Origin of the sequence: Polymorphobacter multimanifer (assembly GCF_014205635.1) — a bacterium.
GTDB classification, from domain to species: domain Bacteria; phylum Pseudomonadota; class Alphaproteobacteria; order Sphingomonadales; family Sphingomonadaceae; genus Sandarakinorhabdus; species Sandarakinorhabdus multimanifer.
The window spans coordinates 101,388-116,799 of record NZ_JACIIV010000005.1 but is presented as its reverse complement, the minus strand read 5'-3'; the positions used below and the strand labels follow the sequence as shown (position 1 = coordinate 116,799).

The following is a 15,412-nucleotide window of genomic DNA, read 5'->3' as shown; positions in this document are numbered from 1 at the left end:
TCCACCGTCACGGCCGCTCGGGCGCTGGCGGAAATGACTGATTCTTGCCGAGGTTCTTGCGGAGCACGCGCGTCAGGACATCGACTGCGTCCATCAGATCGTCATGCACATTGCGCGCCTGCTCATGCGCCGTGCGCAGCCGCGGATGCGCCTGCAAGACGGCCCCGGCGCCGGCCGTATCGGTTCCGTGCACGCGCAATTCCTGCCCATGCTGGTCGAAACCGGTGTCGTGCCGCTTGAGCGATGCCGCCACCTCCTCCAGCCGCCGCGCCGCCGCCATATGCTCGGCATTCCAGCGCGCATGTTCATCGATCCACACCTGTCGGTCCGCCGCCTGCTCGGGAGACAGCGTCGTCGCAGGCCCTGAAGCCGCTTTTCGCGCCTGTGGCCCCATCTGTGCTCCCGCTTGTGCGGACTGCACCGCCAGCGCCGCGACCAACAATGGCAAGATATATCTTTTCATCAAAGGCTCCCCATGCGGCTCTGGCCGCCGCCCGAAGATGGGATACGAGGCACGAATTTCAAGGAAGCGCCGACGCTTTGTCATCGGGCGCGAAAGGTCGCGCCAACGCCTCCAAAAGGCCGGGCGCCGCCCCGATCTGGCCCGCGATGCCGATCGGCACATCGGGCCGAGCGTCTGAGAAGCTGCCGAACATCCGGTCCCAAACGCTCAGGCCGCTCGAATAATTGGCGTCGGTCGCGGCCGCATCGGCCCGGTGATGAATGTCGTGCATCCCCGGCGACGTGAACAGCCACGCCAGTTGCCGGTCGAACGGCAGCTTCAGATTGGCATGGTGGAAGGCGACATTGGCGAAGAACCAGGCGCCATAGATCTCCAGCGCCCGCGGGCTCACCCCGAGCAGCCGCACCTCGACCATCCGCACCGGCACCGAGATCGCCATGTCGGCGGCATGGAAGCGCAGCGCCGTCGTCCAGTCCATGTCGCGGTCGGCATGGTGGACGGCGTGCAGCCGCCACAGCAGCGGCACCCGGTGCGTCGCCACATGCCAGTGGTAGGTGGCGAAATCGAGCAGCACCACGCCGGCCAGGTCGCGCACCCACGCCGGCGCCGGCAGCATCTGCGCCAGCCCCAGTCGACCCGCCTCCACCCGCGCCGCCACTCGCCCCGCCAGCGGCCGCTCGGCCAGCGCCACCACCGTCAGGCTCATCGCGCCGAGCCCCAGATTGACCGGCAGCCGATCCAGCGGCCGCTCGCGCGGGATCCGCCGCGGCCAGCGCCGCTCGGCCCACCACAGCAGCCCGACTCCCAGAAGGCCAACTCCCAAGAGCCCTGCTCCCAGCATATGCGCTGCGCCAATCGTCCGCTCTTGTGTCATCGCGCTCAAGGTCTAGTCTGCGGGCAAAGAGCGCAAGCCCCTGCGAAGGATTCCGTGATGCCCGACCTGCCCCCCGCAACGCTGCCCGACGATTATGCGCTCACCCGCCGCGGGGCCGCTGCCGCCATCGCCGCCGGCTATGCCGTGCTCGCCACCGCCGCCGAAGCCGATCCGATCGTCACCCCCACCACCGGCCTCATCATCGAGGATGTGACGATGCCCGGCGGCCTTCCCGGCCATGTCGCACGCCCGGCCAAGGCCGGCACCTATCCGGCGGTGATCGTCGTTTCGGAAATCTTCGGCGTCCACCAGTGGATCAAGGACGTCTGCCGCCGCTTCGCCCAGGCCGGTTATGTCGCGGTGGCACCGGGCTTCTTCCACCGCGCCGATCCCGAGAACAAGATCGTCACCCTCACCGAAATGTCGGCGGTGCGCGAGATCGTCAACACCGCCGGGCTCGACCAGCAGATGGGCGATGTGAAGACCACGGTCGACTGGCTTGCCGACCAGCTTTTCGCCGCCCGCGGCCGCACCGCCATCACCGGCTTCTGCTGGGGCGGCTCCGTCACCTGGATGGCGGCAGCGCAGGTGCCCGGCCTCAGGGCCGGCGGCGCCTGGTACGGGCGGCTTTCGGGCGGCACCGACACCTCGCGCCCCTATCCGCTCACCTCGGTGGACAAGCTCGGCGCGCCGGTGCTGGGTCTTTATGGCGCCAGGGACAAGGGCATTCCGGTGACCGATGTCGAAGCGATGAACGCCGCCCTCAAGGGCTCAACAAACCCGAACGCCAGGGCAAGCAGGATCGAGCTCTATGCCGATGCCGACCATGGCTTCCTCGCCGATTATCGCCCGAGCTTCAACGAGGCCGCCGCCAAGGACGCGTGGGGCAAGATGATGGCGCATTTCAAGCAGCATGTCTGATCTTCTCGAAGCAGCAGTTGCGCTGTCCGGCGATCTGACAACATTGCGCCGAGCCATCCATGCCGAGCCCGAAATCGGCCTTCACAACCCGCTCACCGCCGCGAAGATCCGCGATGCCCTCGCCGGCCTGCCGCCCGAATGGCGCTCCGGCCCCAGCACCACCGGGCTGGTCGCGCACCTTCGCGGCCCCCAGAACGGCCGCACCGTGCTGCTGCGCGGGGACACCGACGCCCTGCCGATGCCCGAGGACACCGGCCTCGCCTTCGCCTCCACCACCCCCAACACGATGCACGCCTGCGGCCACGACAGCCATGTGGCGATGCTGGTGGGCGCCGCCAAACTCCTCTGCGCCCGGCGCGAGCAGCTCGCCGGGTCGGTCATGTTCATGTTCCAGCCCGGCGAGGAAGGGCATCATGGTGCGCGCTTCATGCTCGAGGATGGCCTGCTCGATCCGCTCCCCGATGCCGCCTTCGCGCTCCACATCATGCCCAACGGCCGCCACGGCGTCTTCGCCGGCCGGCCGGGACCGCTGCTCGCCTCGTCGGACCGGCTTTTCATCACCGTCCATGGCCGCGGCGGCCATGCCTCGATGCCGCACGACGCGCTCGATCCGATGCCGATCGCCTGCGAGATCGTGCTCGCCATCCAGAGCCATGTCACCCGCGCCGTTCCGATCTTCGATCCGGCCATCGTCACCATCGGCAAGCTCGTCGCCGGCACCACCGACAATGTCATCCCGGCACAGGCGCTGATGGTCGGCACCGTCCGCACCCTCTCCCCCGAGCGCCGTTCCGCGATGCAGGCGGGCCTCACCCGCCTCGTCACCGGCATTGCCGCAGCACATGGTGCATCAGCCGACGTGCGCTTCGAGCCCGGCTTCCCGGTCGCCCTGTGCGACGCACGCGCCGTGGCACTCGGCCGCAGCGTCACGCAGGATCTGTTTGGCGCCGACCGCTGGGAAGATCTCGCCCATCCGATCATGGGCGCCGAAGATTTCGCCTATGTCCTCGAAAAGGTGCCAGGTGCCATGTTCTTCCTCGGTGCCGCCGCCGAAGGCTCGGACTGGCGGCAGTGCTGCGGCCTCCACAGCAACCGCATGACGCTCGACGAGGCGGTCATGCCCGCTGGCGCCGCACTCCATGCAGCGATTGCGGAACGCTTCCTTTCAGCGGGATTCACGAACGGCTGATCCCGAGACAACCAGCCTCCTGACCAGGTGGGGAACCAGCGTGGAAGACGCAGGTTGCCTTTTCACAGCCACAATTCAGGAGATTTCAACATGAACATCATCACCAAGCGTTCCAGCCCCGCTCGTCTGCTGCTGGCCATCCCCCTCGCCTTCGCCGCCGCTGCATGCGGCGAGCGTGCCGAACCGACCGGCACCACCGAGGCCGATGTGGCCATCCCCGCCGACACGGCGCCCGCCACCGGCGGCGTCGACGGCATGGGCGGCACCGGCACCATGGACGGCACCGGCACGATGGGCGGCACGGGCGCCATGGATGGCACCGGCACGATGGACGGCGGAACGATGCCGGGTGGAACCGTGCCACCTGCAAGCGTGGAGCCCAACACGACTGACCCGATGGGGACGTCGATGGAGCCCGGCGCTACTGGCACTGGCACCGGAAACACCAACACCGATAGTGGCAGCACGCGTTAAGCCACAGTAATCGTCATGCCAGGCAACGACTGCAAAGAATATCTTTGCCTGGCAAGCGACAGAATAAAGTGAGGAGCCAAACGCAGATTGGTTACTTGTACACACAGACCATGACGGTCGTGGGAGAACAGACATGAACATGAAAATGATTATTGGTGCCGCTTCCGCTGGACTGCTCGTCGGCTCGATTGCCGTTGCGCAGACTGGCCAGATGGGCACGACCCAGCCGGGTACTGCGCAGGGCATGAACCAGGGCACGGGTGCGAACCCGGGCATGGGTACCAATCAGGGCATGGGCGCCACCGGCCAGCCCGGCACGATGAGCCCCGGTACGACCAACCCCGGCACGATGACCCCCGGCACGACGACCCCCGGCACGACGACCCCCGGCACGATGAACAACGACATGAACCGCACCACGGGCACCGGAACCAACCAGATGGGCAGCGATCGCGCCGGCACCACCGGTTCGGCTTCGGGCATGGGCACCACCGGCACCGATACCTACGGTACGGCAACCCAGCGCGCCGGCGAGCGCGGCTGACCACTGTCGGCAAGCGGATCGAACCGACCGTGCGCCGGCATCGCCTGCACCCCGGATCGTGGCACGCCACGGTCCGGGTTTTGCTGTGCGGCATGGCGCTCGCGGCCTGCCAACCGACACCTGATCGTGGCCCGAAAGTGGCTGCACCCGCAGCCCTGTTCACGGCACCCGCATCGCTCGGCTCACGTCCGGCGGTGTTGCTCGCAGCCTTCGAAAACAGTGCGGCGCACAACCGGGATGCGGCCGACTATGCCACGCCCGACCTGATCGCTGCCATCGAGGCTGCTCGATCGGAAGACCCGCAGAGCCTGCGCGCCGCCGATGCACGGCTCACGCAAGCCTTTCTGTCCTGGGCGCATGATCTTGCCACGCCGCGCGGGGCGGTGCCTGTCGTCACCGATCCCGAAGCAGCGAACCCTCCCTTCGACGCCGATGCCGCCCTTCAGGCCGCCGCCGCAGCACCAGACCTTGCTGCACACCTGCAGGCGCTGCAGGCCCGTCATCCCCTCTATGAAGCGCTTGTCGCGCGGTTCGATGAAGCCATCGCCGCAGGTGAGGATCGCTCGCTTCTCGCCGCCAATCTCGAACGCGCCCGGGCGCTGCCGCCCGCGCCCGAACACAAGCATATCGTCGTCGATGCGGCGGGGGCGCGGCTCTGGATGTTCGAGGGCCGGCGTCAGGTCGGCACCATGAAGACCGTCATCGGCCGCCCGGACATGCCCACACCGCTGATGTCGGGGATGATCCGCCATGTCGTCTCCCGCCCCTATTGGAACCTGCCCGAAGACATCGTGCGCGACAGTGTAGCGCCGGCCGTGCTCCGCCGGGGCCTGGCCGAAGTGCGTGCGCGCGATCTCGAGATCATGAGCGACTGGTCCCCCGAGGCCACGCCGCTCGATGCCAGCGATGTCGACTGGCAAAGGGTTGCAAGCGGGGACCAGTCGCTTCGCGTCCGCCAGCGGCCGGGACCGCGCAACATGATGGGCCGCGTCAAGTTCATGCTGCCCAACGAGCTCGGCATCTATCTGCACGACACCCCCAAGCGCAGCGACTTCGCACTGGCGCGGCGCGCACGAAGCTCGGGCTGCGTACGCCTCGAAGACGCCGCCCGGCTTGCCACCTGGCTATTCGACGGCAACGATCCGCTCGCGACGCCGGGGACCGACAGGATCGTCCCGCTGCCCGCTCCGGTGCCGGTGCATATCAGCTATTTCACGCTGGCACCCACCGCGACAGGCCTGGCGCGCAACCCGGACATCTATCGCCGTGATGCCGCGATGATGCTGGCGGCCCGCTGAACCATCGGGTCTTGCGGGCTGGTGCGGGCGGTCGGGCTCGAACCGACACTCCTTGCGGAACGGGATTTTGAGTCCCGCGCGTCTACCAGTTTCACCACGCCCGCGCGCTGCATGCCCTAGCCCGAAGTCGCCCCGGCATGCAACCAGCCTTGCAACCGTGCTGGACAAGTCGTGTGACAGCCCGCACTGAACGCCCATGCGCCCGCCAAAAAAGCCATCGGACTCCGATCGTCCCGCCCCCCGGAGCGCCACACGCCCCGCTACACGAACCGGCAGCAGCCGGCCGCCGCGGCCGCCGCGCGATTCGGGCGACGGCGAAAGCCGGCCGAAGCGCGCCACCAAGGCACCCCCCGAGGGCGCCACCAACCGCGCCGCCCGCCGCTTCGCCGCCCGCGCCGATGGCCCTGCCGAAGCCCCCAAGCGCAGCGACCGCACCCGGCCCGGCCGCCCCGAACGCGCCGCCACCAGCGATCGCCCCCGCACCGAGCGCCCCCGCACCGAACGCCCCCGCACCGAGCGCCCCCAGCGCCCCGAAGGCCCTGCCCGCCCGGCCCGGCCCGAGCGCCCCCGTACCGAGCGCCCCCGCACCGAGCGTCCCGACCGCACCGATCGTCCCGTGCGACCCGCCCGCGCCGGCATGCCGGGCCGCCCCGGCTTTGCCCTCCACAACCGGCCCGAAGCCGCAGCCGCAGATGCCGCCGCCAACCCCGGCCGCCGCAACAACCCCGCCACACGGCCCGCCCGCCCTGCCCCCCGCAGGCCCGACACCCGCCCCGCAGATACCCCGCGCGACCGCGCACCCGCCCGCGCCGCCGCCCCCAGGCCACCCGAATCGGTCGAGCCGCAGCGCATCGCGCGGCTGCTTGCCCGCGCCGGCGTCGCGTCGCGGCGCGATATCGAGAAGATGATCACCGAGGGCCGGATCGCGCTCCACGGCGAAGTCATCACCACGCCTGCCACCATCGTGTCCGGCCTCATGGGCATCACCGTCAACGGCCTCACCATCGACAGCATCGAGCCCAGCCGCATCTTCCGCTTCCACAAGCCCGCCGGCGTGCTCACCACGGCGCGCGATCCCGGCGGCCGCCCTACCATCTTCGACGTGCTGCCTCCCGGGCTCCCACGCCTCGTCCCCGTCGGCCGGCTCGACATGAATACCGAAGGGCTGCTGCTGCTCACCACCGATGGCGGCCTCAAGCGCGCGCTCGAACTGCCGAGCTCGGGCGTGCCACGCGCCTACCGCGTCCGCGCCTATGGCGAAATCCACCAGCGCACGCTCGAAAGCCTCATCGATGGCCTCACCATCGAAGGCACGGTCTATGGCCCCATCGACGCCGGCATCGAGCGCCGGACGGGCCGCAATCTGTGGATTTCGATGATGCTCACCGAAGGCAAGAACCGCGAAATCCGCCGTGTGCTCGAATTTCTCGGCCTGCAGGTCTCGCGCCTCATCCGCATCAGCTATGGCCCGATCGAGCTCGGCGACCTCGGCCCCCGCGAGGTCGATGAAGTCCCCGCACAGCTCGTCGGCCAGCTGATGAACCAGCTCAAGCGCGGTCCGAACAGCTGATGCGCATCATCGCCGGCCAGTGGCGGGGCCGCGCGCTGGCAGCGCCGCCGGGCAAAGCCACCCGCCCCACCGCCGACCGCGTCCGCGAGGCGCTGTTCTCGATGCTCACCTCGCGCCTCGGCAGCTTCGAAGGCCTGCGCGTGCTCGATGGCTTTGCCGGCACCGGCGCGCTCGGCCTCGAAGCCTTGTCGCGGGGCGCTGCCCACTGCACCTTCATCGAAAGCGACGGTGCTGCGGCGCGCGTCCTTGCCGCAAATGTAGCCACCCTCGGCGCCGGGTCACAAGCCAGGGTCGTCTCGATGCGCGTCGAGCAGGTCGGGCGCGCCGACGCGCCGGCCGATCTGGTGCTGCTCGATCCGCCCTATGCGCTCGGCCTTGCCGTGCCCGCACTCGAGCGGCTCGCCAAGCAAGGCTGGCTGGGGCCGGCGACGCTGGTCAGTGTCGAGACAGGAAAGGCCGAGGCGCTGCAGGCCGAGGGTTTCGAGCGGCTTGTGGACCGGGTGCGTGGAAAGGCCCGGCTGCATTTGCTGCGGCCGGGCCCTTGAAGCTCTGAGAAAGGAAGAGGCGCGGGCAAAGCCCGCGCTGACGTGAGACCGGTTCGCTGAGCGAAGCTCAGCGCCCGGCTCGCCGCGCACGAGTCGGCAAATAACTTCGTTATTTGCTCGCCGTGCTGGCGGCAAACTGCCTCTCGAACAGCGGCGAAATCAGCGCCAGCGAGAACAGATGCGCATAGATCAGCCCGAGCATGCCCGATTGCACAAGCTTGCGCGCCTGGTCGCCGCGCAGGGCCTGCAGCTTCTCTTCGGACACCATGCGGAAGCCGCGATACACCGCCGGCTGGTCGAGCCCTTCGCGGTTGATGGTCACTTCACCGTCCATCAGCAGGTCGAACTTGGCCAGCTCGTCCATGAACGCGCGCGTGCGCATCACCGCCTGCTCGAACTGCTCGCAGAACTGCAGCACATTCTTGGTGAGCTCGCTCGGGTCGGTGCCGTCGAACAGCTTCTGCTCGGCATCGGCCGTCACCAGCCCGGCGCCATCGTCGAAGCACAGGCTCAGCTCTTCGCTCGTCGGCTGCAGCCGCGCGAGCATGAACGGGTGGCGGCGCACGAAGGCGGGCACATACTGGTTGGCTTCCCACATGTTGTCGGCGCCGACATAAAGGTTCTGGCCTTCCTGCAGGCCGACGAGCGCCAGCGGTGCTGGGTTTTCGCCCAGGCCGAACACGATCGGATAATGGCGCTGCACCACGGTGAACTCGTCGACAGTCACCGGGATCGCATGCGTGCCCTTGGTGAAGGCCATGTCATCGCGCGTCTTGAGGCCGAAACCCGCATGCTGCTGCGACGAGAGCGGGACCAGGTTCGAATAGAACAGGGGAAGCGTATTCTGCCCGGAAGAGCCCTGGGTTGGCGGTGTGCTTGCCATGAAATGACTTTCTCAAAGCGAATGGACGATCCGAGCCCCCATGGCCCCGATGAGTGGCGCATCCCTAGGAAACCCTGCCGCCAAGCGCAAGCCATGCTGACGAATGCCCTCCCTCGACAACCGATGGCCCGCCTGCAATGTTGCGAACAACAATTCGCACGCCGCCCGGAGGCCCATGGTCCGCATATTCAAGCTCTTGCCCGCCCTGCTGGCCCCCTTTCTGCTGGTCCCCCTGCTGGCCATATCCGCGCCCGCCGCGGCTGCCGACCCCGACATGCCCGCCATCCCCGATCTGCGCACCCAGGCCAGCGTGCGCGATGCCATCCTCTCCGCCCGGCTCGACACGGTGGTGCCGAAGCTCATGCGCAAGCACGGCGTCGACATGTGGATTCTGGTGGCGCGCGAATACAATGAAGACCCGGTGGTCAAGTCGATGCTGCCCGCCACCTGGATGTCGGCGCGCCGCCGAACCGTCCTCATTTTCCAGGATAGGGGCCCGGACGCCGGGGTCGATCGCCTCGCTGTCGCCCGCTATCAGGTCGGCGATTTCACCCCCGCATGGAACCCCGAAGAACAGAAGGACCAATGGGCACGGATCGGCGAAATCGTCCGTGAGCGCGATCCCAAAACGATCGCCATCAACATTTCCGACGAGTTCGCCCTCGCCGATGGCCTCAGCGTCTCGCAGCACCGCCAGCTGATTGCCGCCCTCGGCCCCGACTACGCCTCGCGCCTCGTCAGCCATGATGGCCTGGCACTCGGCTGGCTGGAAACCCGCATCCCCGCCGAAATGGCGCTCTACCGCACCATCATGCGTGCCGCCCATGCGCTCATCCCGATGGGGTTTTCGGAGAAGGTGATCACGCCGGGTGTCACCAGCACGCAGGATGTGGTCTGGTGGTATCGCGAGCGCCTCGCCGATCTTCGACTCGACCCCTGGTGTCAGCCGACCGTCTCGATCCAGCGCGCCGAGGTGCCCACCTTCAGCATCGCCGGCATGGCCGCCCCCAACCGCAGCAGCGGCCCGCAGATCATCGCGCACGGCGATCTGCTCCATGTCGATTTCTGCACCGGAACCCTGGGCCTCAAGACCGACACCCAGCAGATGGCCTATGTGCTGAAAGCGGGCGAGACCAAGGCCCCCGCCGGCCTCACCGCCGGCCTCCACGCTGCCAACCGCGTGCAGGATGCCGTGACAAGCAGCTTCGCCACCGGCATCACCGGCAACCAGCTGCTCGCCGCGGCGCGCGAAAAGGCGCTTGCCGCCGGGCTCGATCCGCTCATCTATACCCACCCCATCGGCATTCACGGGCATGGCGCCGGCCCCTGGATCGGCGCGTGGGAAGACCAGTCGGGCGTCCCCGGCCTCGGCGACTATCCGGTGGGCGCCGACACCGCCTGGTCGATCGAACTCGCGTCCTTCCACACCGTGCCCGAATGGAACAACCAGAAGGCGCGCTTCATGCTCGAAGTCGATGCCTTCTTCGATGGCAGCACGGTCAGGTACATCGACGGCCGCCAGACCGAGCTGCTCCTCATCCCGCGCAATCCGCAGCCCTGATGGTCAGGGCTCGGGAAGCACCTCGGGGTCGAATTCCGGCGGAGCGGACCATGTCACCCGGCTCGCCTTCAGGATCTTCACCGGCTCGGCGATCATCTGCCCCTTCATCGGCCCATCGCCCGCGGTGGGCGAGATCGGCGCAGACTGGATCGCCTTGACCACTGCCATCCCCTCGACCACCCGGCCGAACGCCGCAAAGCCCAGGGTGTCGCCGCCGGGAGGCGGTGCCGCATCGGGCTTGGCATCGAGCGAAGACAAGTCGCCGAGGATGATGAAGAAATCCCCGGTCGCCGAGCCCGGGGCCGCGCGCGCCATGCTGATCGCGCCATCGGTGTTGGAAAGCCCGGTCTGGCTCGTGGGCTCATGCGCCACCGGGGGGAGCGCCCGCTTCGCCTCGCCGCGCACGCCCCCCTGGACCAGCCCGAAGCTGCCCGGCTCGCCGATCTTCATCGCCCGGTAGAAGCCGGTGCCATCGAGCCGCTTCTGATCGACATAGCGGAGGAAATTCCGCACCGTCATTGGTGCCTTGCCGCCTTCCAGCCGCAGGATGATCGGCCCCAGCGCCGTCTCCAGCTTCACATGGGTGATGCCCGTTTCGGCCACCGGCTGCGCCGACGCCGCCGCTGCCCAGCCGAGCACGCCCATTGCCATCATCAACCGCATCCGCCGCTCTCCCGAAGCCGTGCGCCAGCCTGCCAAGCCGTGGCGCCGCCGTCCATCCCGATTCAGCACTGGACAGCGTGGCATGGTCGCCGCATGAACGAGGCGGGCAGCAGCGCCGGGGGGACCGTTCGCCTTGCAAGACTTGATGCCAGCCGCGCATGACTGACCTGCTGCACCCGCTGCGCCGCTTCCTCGGCAATGTCGGCCTCGGCCGGCTGCTCGTCACGCTGCTCGTCATCATCGCCGGCATCGGCATCGCGCGCTTCAGCTGGCAGCTTCCCGTTCTCGTCGATACCGAGCGCGGGCTTTACGACGTCCGCCAGTTCATTGCGGCCCCGGTGGTGGAGCAGGACCCGCGGATCTCGATCATCGTCTTCACCGAAGAGACGCTCGCCAGCACCGGCAAGCGCTCGCCACTCGATCGCAAGCTGCTGGCCGATGCGCTGCGCAGCATCGACACCATGGGTGCCCGCAGCATCGGCATCGACATTCTCATCGACCAGGGCCAGCCCGACGACGGATATCTGGTGGAAACCTTTCGCGCAATGCGCACCCCCACCCGCCTCGCCACCGTCGCCGAGAACGAAGCCGTCCCCACGCTGCCGCCCTGGCAGGACAAGTTCCTGCGCAGATTCCAGTCGCGCATCGCCACGCCACAGGTCGGCGGCGGCGATGTGCGCGTCGATGTCGATACCGACAATGTCATCCGTCGCTTTCCCGCGCAGCTGTCGGGTGCAAAGCCCCTACTCATGGACCTGATGGCCGCCGACGCCGGCTGGGGCGGCCGGCCGATGCGCGATTATGCCGGCGGCATCGCCTTCCGCCGCCAGAAGGATGACGAGCATCCCGTTTTCACGATGCTGCCCATCGAGCTGTTCGCCGATCCGGCGATGGCCGCAGCAATGGCGCCGCTGGTGAAGGACCGGCTCATCCTCATCGGCGCCGACCTGTCGATGGTCGATCGCTTCGAAACCCCGCTCACCCGCGTCTCGGGGCAGGACACGCCCGGCGTCGCCATCCACGGCCATCTCCTCGCCCAGCGGCTCGATGACCGCATTCTCACCCTGCTCCCCGACTGGGCCTATTGGATCGCCGCAGTCCTGGTGGTGGGCGCCGGCGCCCTCACTTCCATCTCGCCCTTCCGCGCCGCCATCACTGCCGGCATCGGTGCCGTGGAAATTGCCGGGCTCATCGGCCTGCCCTTCCTTCTGCAAAGCCTCGATATCGACACGATCGGGCTGCCGGCAGGCGGATGGGTGATCGGCTTCATCATCGCCTACGCCGCCACTGCGGCCTCCGCACGCTCGATCGGCGTCGAGCAGCGCGCCTTCGCGCAATCGGCCCTCGGCAAATACCTGCCCCCCGATATCGCGCAGATGATCATCCAGCAGCCGGAAAAGCTGGCGCTGCACGGCGAGAAGCGCCGCATCTATGCGCTGTTCACCGACATCGAGGGCTTCACCAAATTGTCGGACAGCCTGGCCGCCGAGGAGCTTTCGATCCTGCTCAATGCCTATCTCGACGATATCAGCCGCATCATCCTGGCGCACGGCGGCACCATCGACAAATTTGTCGGCGATGCCGTCATCGCCTTCTGGGGGGCACCCGTCGCAAGGCCGGACGATGCCGACCGCGCCCTCGCCGCGGCCCGCGCCATCCAGCAATATTCAGGCGAACAACTCGGGAGGAACACCGAGACCAAGGGGCCGCGCATCGGTCGCACCCGCATCGGCGTACATAGGGGCAACGCCGTCGTCGGCAATTTCGGCGGCACCGACCGTATCCAGTACACCGCCCTTGGGGATGCCATGAACACCGCTGCACGCCTCGAAGCCGCCAACAAGGCCACCGGCAGCTACACGATGGTCAGCCGCGAGGCGATCGCCAACATCCGTGAGCCGGTGTGCCGCAGCCTCGGCCGCATCACGCTGCGCGGCCGAGGCGATCCGATCGAAGTCTATGAGCCCGTTGCCGATGCGGAGAGCGCCGCCCAGCACAACGTCCTGTGGAAGCGCTTCGAGGCCGGCGATGCCGCCGCCCTCCAGGCCTTCCGCACCTTGGCCGCCGAACACCCCGATGATACCATTCTCGCAAAATTGGTCAGCCGTCTCGAAACGCTCGAACCAGGAGGTTCCTATGTCGTCTCTTAAGCCTGTTGTTGCTGCCGCCGTCGCTGCCGTGCTGCTGGCATCGGCCGCCGATGCCGCGCTTGTCGTCCGATCGGTCGGCAATGGCGCCGCGGCTTTCCCCGTCGGCCGCACCGTCATGCCCGGCACCGCCATCCAGCTCACCGCCGGAGACATGCTGACCGTGCTCGACGGCCAGGCCACCCGCACCTTTCGCGGCCCCGGCACCTTCGATCTCGGTCGCGCTGCCGCTGCCACCACCACGCTCGCGGCCGCCACCGCCGCCCTCGATGCCCGCACCGCAGAGCGCAAGCCGCGGCTCGGAACAGTGCGCGGCATCCGGGTGGTGAACAGTGCCAGCATCTGGGACGTCGATCTCGATGCCGCCGCCAGTACCCCGGCCCAGTGCGTTGTCGATCCGTCCAACGTGATCCTGCGCCGCGCGGACGCCAGCGGCGCCCGCACCCTCAGCATTGCCCCCGCCGGCAAGCCCGGCGCCGCCACGACGGTCAGCTTTGCCCAGGGGTCCGCCAGCGCGGTCTGGCCCAAGGCCATCCCCGCTAGCGGCAGCTACACCCTTGTCGATGGCGCCAACCGGCGCACCCTCACCTTCACCAAGGTCGCGGCCCCCACCGGCGATGCGACCACCGACGCGAGCGCGCTGATCAAGGCCGGCTGCACCCGGCAGCTCGAAAAGATGCTGGCAACGCTGGAAAAGCCGGCCGACTGAAGCCCTGCCTCAGTGCTTGGTGAGCGCCGCCTCGATATCGGCGATGCTGTGGCTGGTGAGGTCCTTGGCCAGTTCGGCGAGCAGCTTGGCCTCAAGCGCCTTGTGCCAATGCTTGCGAAGCTCGCCGAGCGTCTTGGGGGCGGCAATCACCACCAGCGCATCGAAGTCGTTCTCGAGCGCCTGCTTGTTCAACATCGCGGCCGCGGCCGCTGCAAAGCTGTCCTCCTCGAGGCGGCTTTCGTTGGGATTGGCGCTGCTGCTGTGATGGCGTGAACCGGCGCTCTTGTTGTCGCCGCTCGGCACCGGGGTCTCAAGCGCTGTCAGGCTGAGCGCGGAATCGGTTCCGGTGTTGCGATAAAGGTTGAGATGCTCGCCGTCGATGACGGCAACGATGGTTCCATGGGCAAGCTGCATATTTTATCCTGACGTGGACCAGAGGGTCCATGCACCCAACCGATTTTCGGCCGGTCGGTTCCGGGCATCATGCGGAGTCATCCGCCAGCCCGCTCAGCGCGCGGTTATCATCTCCCACCGGCCCGGCGCCAGCCCCTCCAGCGTCCAGTCACCGATCCGCCAGCGCACCAGCCGCAGCGTCGGATGGCCGATAGCTGCCGTCATCCGCCGCACCTGCCGATTGCGGCCCTCGGTGATGGTGATCTGCAACCAGCAATCGGGCACGGTCTTGCGAAACCGCACCGGTGGGTCGCGCGGCCACAGCGCCGGCGGGTCGATGGCCTCCACCAGCGCCGGCCGCGTCGGCCCGTCGTTCAGCACCACGCCGCGTCGCAGCTGCTCCAGCGCCGCTGCAGTCGCCGTGCCTTCGACCTGCACAAGATAGGTCTTGGGCAGCTTGAAGCGCGGATCGGCGATCCGGGCCTGCAGCCGACCATCATCGGTCAGCAGCAGCAGCCCCTCGCTGTCGCGGTCGAGCCGCCCGGCGGGATAAACGCCGGGCACCGCGACATGGTCGGACAGCGTCTGTCGCACCGCGCCCGAGCGCAGGTCGGTGAGCTTGTCGGTGAGCTTGTCGGTGAGCTTGTCGGTGAGCTTGTCGGTAAACTGCGAAAGCACCCCGAACGGCTTGTTGAATCGGATCAATGCCATCGCCAGCCCATAAGCCGGCAATCGCCCGACGAACAGCCCGCCGGATCAGCCTCACGCCCTCGGCGGCAGCGTCTGCTGGTGCTGGACGACCCGCCACTCGTCATGCGCCAGTCGGCGCATCGTCGTCGTGCAAAAGGCGGTATAATCGTCCGAATTCGCCCGCGCCGCCTTCACCTTGTAGGCAATGACGATCAGCCCTTCCTGCGGCCGCACAATCTGCTGCTCCGAAAACTCGACCGTTTCCCAGCGCGGCGTATGCGACACCGCTTCGATTGCCTGCTCGCCCTTCACCACGAACGGCGGCGCCGGCACCACCATCACGCATTCCTCGTCGATCAGCTCATGGTAATGCGCCGCATCGCCGGTCCACAGGCTCTCCTCGAACTCCCAGATCCGTCCATCTTCCATGTGTCGTTCCTCCAGATAAAAAGAGAAGGGGCGAGCCTGCGCCCGCCCCTTCATCAAGG

17 protein-coding genes and 1 tRNA gene are annotated in these 15,412 nt (G+C 67.9%); 10 read left to right on the top strand and 8 right to left on the bottom strand.

Annotated elements, in window-relative coordinates; genetic code table 11:
• Window positions 1-7: 7 nt before the first annotated feature.
• Window positions 8-463: a hypothetical protein gene (locus FHS79_RS04420; protein WP_184195976.1), complete on the bottom strand. Its 456-nt coding sequence runs from the start codon at window positions 461-463 to the stop codon at window positions 8-10.
• 58 nt (window positions 464-521) lie between these two features.
• Window positions 522-1,337, bottom strand: coding sequence for a sterol desaturase family protein (locus FHS79_RS04415; RefSeq protein ID WP_184195973.1), 816 nt, complete (start codon window positions 1,335-1,337; stop codon window positions 522-524).
• Window positions 1,338-1,394: 57 nt separating this feature from the next.
• Between FHS79_RS04415 and FHS79_RS04410 the strand changes: the two genes are divergently transcribed.
• The 5 genes from FHS79_RS04410 to FHS79_RS04390 all read left to right on the top strand — a co-directional run bounded on the left by FHS79_RS04410 (window position 1,395) and on the right by FHS79_RS04390 (window position 5,763).
• Window positions 1,395-2,258, top strand: a complete 864-nt coding sequence (locus FHS79_RS04410; RefSeq protein WP_184195970.1) for a dienelactone hydrolase family protein — start codon at window positions 1,395-1,397, stop codon at window positions 2,256-2,258.
• Window positions 2,251-3,447, top strand: a complete 1,197-nt coding sequence (locus tag FHS79_RS04405; protein ID WP_184195967.1) for a M20 metallopeptidase family protein — start codon at window positions 2,251-2,253, stop codon at window positions 3,445-3,447. The genes FHS79_RS04410 and FHS79_RS04405 overlap by 8 nt, the downstream gene beginning before the upstream one ends.
• 90 nt (window positions 3,448-3,537) lie before the next feature.
• Window positions 3,538-3,921: a hypothetical protein gene (locus tag FHS79_RS04400; protein ID WP_184195964.1), complete on the top strand. Its 384-nt coding sequence runs from the start codon at window positions 3,538-3,540 to the stop codon at window positions 3,919-3,921.
• 133 nt (window positions 3,922-4,054) lie between these two features.
• The gene (locus FHS79_RS04395; RefSeq protein WP_184195961.1) at window positions 4,055-4,465 is read left to right on the top strand and encodes a hypothetical protein; all 411 of its coding nucleotides are present in this window, start codon (window positions 4,055-4,057) and stop codon (window positions 4,463-4,465) included.
• Between the two features lie 137 nt (window positions 4,466-4,602).
• Entirely contained in the window at window positions 4,603-5,763 is a 1,161-nt protein-coding gene (locus FHS79_RS04390) for a L,D-transpeptidase family protein (RefSeq protein ID WP_184195958.1), read from the top strand.
• A gap of 19 nt (window positions 5,764-5,782) precedes the next feature.
• Here the strand turns inward: FHS79_RS04390 and FHS79_RS04385 are convergent.
• Window positions 5,783-5,867, bottom strand: a tRNA-Leu gene (locus tag FHS79_RS04385).
• Between the two features lie 92 nt (window positions 5,868-5,959).
• Between FHS79_RS04385 and FHS79_RS04380 the strand changes: the two genes are divergently transcribed.
• Window positions 5,960-7,333, top strand: coding sequence for a pseudouridine synthase (locus FHS79_RS04380; protein WP_184195956.1), 1,374 nt, complete (start codon window positions 5,960-5,962; stop codon window positions 7,331-7,333).
• Complete coding sequence (rsmD, locus tag FHS79_RS04375) at window positions 7,333-7,878, top strand: 16S rRNA (guanine(966)-N(2))-methyltransferase RsmD (RefSeq protein ID WP_184195952.1); 546 nt, start codon at window positions 7,333-7,335, stop codon at window positions 7,876-7,878. The genes FHS79_RS04380 and rsmD overlap by 1 nt, the downstream gene beginning before the upstream one ends.
• A 109-nt stretch (window positions 7,879-7,987) precedes the next feature.
• Here the strand turns inward: rsmD and FHS79_RS04370 are convergent, their stop codons facing one another.
• Window positions 7,988-8,761, bottom strand: a complete 774-nt coding sequence (locus tag FHS79_RS04370) for a SapC family protein (protein ID WP_184195949.1) — start codon at window positions 8,759-8,761, stop codon at window positions 7,988-7,990.
• 175 nt (window positions 8,762-8,936) lie between these two features.
• On the opposite strand from FHS79_RS04370, the gene FHS79_RS04365 reads away from it, so the two are divergent.
• Window positions 8,937-10,322 (top strand): M24 family metallopeptidase, encoded by a 1,386-nt coding sequence (locus tag FHS79_RS04365; protein ID WP_184195946.1) that lies wholly within the window; start codon window positions 8,937-8,939, stop codon window positions 10,320-10,322.
• 3 nt (window positions 10,323-10,325) lie between these two features.
• Here the strand turns inward: FHS79_RS04365 and FHS79_RS04360 are convergent, their stop codons facing one another.
• On the bottom strand, window positions 10,326-10,985 hold the full coding sequence (locus FHS79_RS04360) for a peptidylprolyl isomerase (RefSeq protein ID WP_184195943.1): 660 nt from the start codon (window positions 10,983-10,985) through the stop codon (window positions 10,326-10,328).
• A gap of 158 nt (window positions 10,986-11,143) precedes the next feature.
• On the opposite strand from FHS79_RS04360, the gene FHS79_RS04355 reads away from it, so the two are divergent.
• Window positions 11,144-13,135, top strand: a complete 1,992-nt coding sequence (locus FHS79_RS04355; protein WP_184195941.1) for an adenylate/guanylate cyclase domain-containing protein — start codon at window positions 11,144-11,146, stop codon at window positions 13,133-13,135.
• The gene (locus FHS79_RS04350; protein ID WP_184195938.1) at window positions 13,122-13,841 is read left to right on the top strand and encodes a hypothetical protein; all 720 of its coding nucleotides are present in this window, start codon (window positions 13,122-13,124) and stop codon (window positions 13,839-13,841) included. The genes FHS79_RS04355 and FHS79_RS04350 overlap by 14 nt, the downstream gene beginning before the upstream one ends.
• A gap of 9 nt (window positions 13,842-13,850) precedes the next feature.
• Here the strand turns inward: FHS79_RS04350 and FHS79_RS04345 are convergent, their stop codons facing one another.
• The 3 genes from FHS79_RS04345 to FHS79_RS04335 all read right to left on the bottom strand — a co-directional run bounded on the left by FHS79_RS04345 (window position 13,851) and on the right by FHS79_RS04335 (window position 15,353).
• The gene (locus FHS79_RS04345) at window positions 13,851-14,255 is read right to left on the bottom strand and encodes a host attachment family protein (RefSeq protein ID WP_184195935.1); all 405 of its coding nucleotides are present in this window, start codon (window positions 14,253-14,255) and stop codon (window positions 13,851-13,853) included.
• 93 nt (window positions 14,256-14,348) lie between these two features.
• Window positions 14,349-14,945, bottom strand: a complete 597-nt coding sequence (locus FHS79_RS04340; protein WP_184195932.1) for a pseudouridine synthase — start codon at window positions 14,943-14,945, stop codon at window positions 14,349-14,351.
• A gap of 51 nt (window positions 14,946-14,996) precedes the next feature.
• Window positions 14,997-15,353 carry a DUF4440 domain-containing protein gene (locus tag FHS79_RS04335; RefSeq protein WP_184195930.1) on the bottom strand — a complete coding sequence of 119 codons (357 nt, stop codon included), beginning with the start codon at window positions 15,351-15,353 and terminating at the stop codon, window positions 14,997-14,999.
• Between the last annotated feature and the right edge of the window lie 59 nt (window positions 15,354-15,412).

Coding starts and splice junctions, on each gene's coding strand:
- FHS79_RS04420 (WP_184195976.1), bottom strand. CDS start 463: ATGAAAAGATATATCTTGCCATTGTTGGTCGCGGCGCTGGCGGTGCAG.
- FHS79_RS04415 (WP_184195973.1), bottom strand. CDS start 1,337: ATGACACAAGAGCGGACGATTGGCGCAGCGCATATGCTGGGAGCAGGG.
- FHS79_RS04410 (WP_184195970.1), top strand. CDS start 1,395: ATGCCCGACCTGCCCCCCGCAACGCTGCCCGACGATTATGCGCTCACC.
- FHS79_RS04405 (WP_184195967.1), top strand. CDS start 2,251: ATGTCTGATCTTCTCGAAGCAGCAGTTGCGCTGTCCGGCGATCTGACA.
- FHS79_RS04400 (WP_184195964.1), top strand. CDS start 3,538: ATGAACATCATCACCAAGCGTTCCAGCCCCGCTCGTCTGCTGCTGGCC.
- FHS79_RS04395 (WP_184195961.1), top strand. CDS start 4,055: ATGAACATGAAAATGATTATTGGTGCCGCTTCCGCTGGACTGCTCGTC.
- FHS79_RS04380 (WP_184195956.1), top strand. CDS start 5,960: ATGCGCCCGCCAAAAAAGCCATCGGACTCCGATCGTCCCGCCCCCCGG.
- rsmD (WP_184195952.1), top strand. CDS start 7,333: ATGCGCATCATCGCCGGCCAGTGGCGGGGCCGCGCGCTGGCAGCGCCG.
- FHS79_RS04370 (WP_184195949.1), bottom strand. CDS start 8,761: ATGGCAAGCACACCGCCAACCCAGGGCTCTTCCGGGCAGAATACGCTT.
- FHS79_RS04365 (WP_184195946.1), top strand. CDS start 8,937: ATGGTCCGCATATTCAAGCTCTTGCCCGCCCTGCTGGCCCCCTTTCTG.
- FHS79_RS04360 (WP_184195943.1), bottom strand. CDS start 10,985: ATGCGGTTGATGATGGCAATGGGCGTGCTCGGCTGGGCAGCGGCGGCG.
- FHS79_RS04355 (WP_184195941.1), top strand. CDS start 11,144: ATGACTGACCTGCTGCACCCGCTGCGCCGCTTCCTCGGCAATGTCGGC.
- FHS79_RS04350 (WP_184195938.1), top strand. CDS start 13,122: ATGTCGTCTCTTAAGCCTGTTGTTGCTGCCGCCGTCGCTGCCGTGCTG.
- FHS79_RS04345 (WP_184195935.1), bottom strand. CDS start 14,255: ATGCAGCTTGCCCATGGAACCATCGTTGCCGTCATCGACGGCGAGCAT.
- FHS79_RS04340 (WP_184195932.1), bottom strand. CDS start 14,945: ATGGCATTGATCCGATTCAACAAGCCGTTCGGGGTGCTTTCGCAGTTT.
- FHS79_RS04335 (WP_184195930.1), bottom strand. CDS start 15,353: ATGGAAGATGGACGGATCTGGGAGTTCGAGGAGAGCCTGTGGACCGGC.